Origin of the sequence: Dietzia sp. UBA5065 (assembly GCA_002415925.1) — a bacterium.
Classification (GTDB): Bacteria; Actinomycetota; Actinomycetes; order Mycobacteriales; family Mycobacteriaceae; genus Dietzia.
Map to the genome: position 1 here is coordinate 1 of DIAZ01000084.1, position 2,547 is coordinate 2,547.

The 2,547-nt window shown below is 70.8% G+C and carries 3 protein-coding genes and 1 pseudogene; all 4 read right to left on the reverse strand.

Annotation, left to right across the window (positions count from 1 at the left end; all coding sequences use genetic code 11):
• Positions 1–10 precede the first annotated feature (10 nt).
• Positions 11–460 (reverse strand): metal-sulfur cluster assembly factor, encoded by a 450-nt coding sequence (locus B4M60_RS06365; RefSeq protein WP_414646752.1) that lies wholly within the window; start codon positions 458–460, stop codon positions 11–13.
• Between the two features lie 18 nt (positions 461–478).
• Positions 479–931: a Fe-S cluster assembly sulfur transfer protein SufU gene (gene sufU / locus B4M60_RS06370; RefSeq protein ID WP_291081370.1), complete on the reverse strand. Its 453-nt coding sequence runs from the start codon at positions 929–931 to the stop codon at positions 479–481.
• Positions 928–2,187, reverse strand: a complete 1,260-nt coding sequence (locus B4M60_RS06375) for a cysteine desulfurase (RefSeq protein ID WP_291081372.1) — start codon at positions 2,185–2,187, stop codon at positions 928–930. Before B4M60_RS06375 ends, sufU begins: the two co-directional genes overlap by 4 nt.
• 18 nt (positions 2,188–2,205) lie before the next feature.
• Positions 2,206–2,547: pseudogene (gene sufC, locus B4M60_RS06380) on the reverse strand (Fe-S cluster assembly ATPase SufC); the annotation flags it as partial.

Below are 2,547 nucleotides of genomic sequence, written 5' to 3' on the forward strand. Positions count from 1 at the left end.
CGGAGGCGGGTTAGACGGTGAACCCGATGGCCCGGAGCTGCTCCCGGCCGTCGTCGGTGATCATCTGCGGGCCCCACGGGGGCATCCAGACCCAGTTGAGCTCGAGGTCGTTGACGAGGTCGGCGCCGATCGTCGCGCTGCGGGCCTGGTCCTCGATCACGTCGGTCAGCGGGCACGCCGCGGAGGTGAGGGTCATGTCGACGCGGGCGATGGTCGAGCCCTCCGTCTCCCCCGGGCGCACCCAGATGTCGTAGACCAGCCCGAGGTCCACCACGTTGATCCCCAGCTCGGGGTCCACCACGTCGCGCATGGCCTCCTCGAGGTCGGCGACCAGCGCGAGATCCTCCTCCGACTGCTCGGGGCGGTTGGGGTCGGGCCGAAACTCGCCGTTGTACACGGTGCCCGCCGGGGTCTGGTCCTGCGACGGGTCGTCGACGGTGGGATCGTTGGGCGGGGTCATCTGGTCGGTCATGTCACATCACTCCTGAGGGGGTTCGGTCTGGCGCCCGAGGGCGTCCCGGTAGGCCATCCAGCCCAGCAGCGCGCATTTGACGCGCGCCGGGTAGCGGGACACGCCGGACAGCGCCACGGCGTCGTCGAGGATCTCCTCGTCGCCCTCGTGCTGCCCGCGGGAGGAGATCATCTCGTGGAACGCCTCGTAGGCCCGCAGGGACTCGGACACCGGGCGGCCGACGATCAGGTCGGCCATCATCGAGGTCGAGGCCTGGCTGATGGAACAGCCCTGCGCGTCGTAGGAGACGTCCGCCACGGTGGACTTGTCCTCCGAGAGCTGCAGCCGGAGGGTCAGCTCGTCGCCACACGTCGGGTTGACGTGGTGCACCTCGGCCCCGAAGGGCTCGCGGAGCCCGCTGTGGTGCGGGTGCCGGTAGTGGTCCAGGATCACCTCCTGGTACATCTGCTCCAACTTCACGGACGCCCACCTCCCATGCCGAAGAACTCCTGCGCCCGGCGCAGCGACCGCGCCAGGACCTCCACCTCGTCGAGCGTGTTGTACAGCGCGAACGAGGCCCGCACCGTGGACTGCACGCCGAGCCGGCGGTGCAGCGGCCACGCGCAGTGGTGCCCCACCCGCACCGCCACCCCGTCGTCGTCCAGCACCTGGCTCACGTCGTGCGCGTGGATGCCGTCCACCACAAAGGAGACGGCGCCGCCCCGCGCGACCGTGTCCGTGGGGCCGACGATCCTGATGCCGGGGATCTCGGCCAGCGCCTCCAGCGTGGCCGCGGTGAGCTCCTGCTCGTGCCGGGCGATGGTCTCCATGCCCACGGCCTCGAGGTAGCGGACCGCGGCGGCCAGCCCCACGGCCTGGGACACCATCGGCACGCCGGCCTCGAACCGCTGCGGGGGATCCGCGTAGGTGGACGCCTCCATGGTCACGGTCGCGATCATGGACCCCCCGGTGAGCACCGGGGGCATGGCGAGCAGGAGGTCACGACGCCCGTAGAGGACGCCGATCCCCGTGGGGCCGAGCATCTTGTGGCCCGAGAACGCGGCAAAGTCGACGCCCAGCCCGCGGAAGTCCACCGCCAGGTGCGGGACCGACTGGCAGGCGTCCAGCACGACCAGCGCGCCCACCGCGCGGGCGGCGTCCACCACCCGCGCCACGTCCGTCACCGCGCCGGTGACGTTGGACTGGTGGGTCAGCGCGATGACCTTGACCGCGTCGGTGAGCTCGAGCGAGTCGAGGTCGATGCGGCCCTCGTCGGTGATCCCGTACCAGCGCAGGGTGGCCCCGGTGCGCCGGCACAGCTCCTGCCACGGCACCAGGTTGGCGTGGTGCTCGAGCTCGCTGATCACGACCTCGTCCCCGGGCCCGACGGCGTACTCGCCGAAGCGCTCGTCGCCGAGCGCGAAGGCGACCAGGTTGAGGGCCTCGGTGGCGTTCTTGGTGAAGACCAGCTCGTCGACCCCGGCCCCCACGAACCGCGCGATGTCCGCCCGTGCGCCCTCGTAGGCGTCCGTCGCCTCCTCGGCGAGCTGGTGCGCCCCCCGGTGGACGGCGGCGTTGGAGTGCAGCAGGAAGTCGCGCTCCGCGTCGAGTACCGGCAGCGGCCGTTGCGAGGTGGCCCCCGAGTCCAGGTAGACCAGGGGCTTGCCGTCACGGACCGTCCGCTGCAGGATCGGGAAATCCGAGCGGATGGCGGTGAGGTCGAGGGTCGAGGTCATGTTCTCCCAGCCGTCTGATCAGGCGTTCGTGTGCTCGAGGTACTTCTCGTACCCGTGGGCCTCGAGCTCGTCGGCCAGCTCGGCGCCGCCGGACGCGGCGATCCGGCCGTCCACAAAGACGTGGACCCGGTCGGGCGTGATGTACCGCAGGATCCGCGTGTAGTGCGTGATGAGCAGGATCCCGCCGTTCTCCTCGGCCTTGTAGCGGTTGACGCCCTCCGACACCACGCGGAGCGCGTCCACGTCCAGGCCGGAGTCCGTCTCGTCCAGCACGGCGATCCTGGGCTTGAGCAGGTCCAGCTGGAGGATCTCGTGGCGCTTCTTCTCGCCGCCGGAGAAGCCCTCGTTGACGCTGCGCTC

Excerpts from the sequence above, each read along its gene's own strand:
- B4M60_RS06365 (WP_414646752.1), bottom strand. The coding sequence starts at position 460 with ATGACCCCGCCCAACGATCCCACCGTCGACGACCCGTCGCAGGACCAG.
- B4M60_RS06375 (WP_291081372.1), bottom strand. The coding sequence starts at position 2,187 with ATGACCTCGACCCTCGACCTCACCGCCATCCGCTCGGATTTCCCGATC.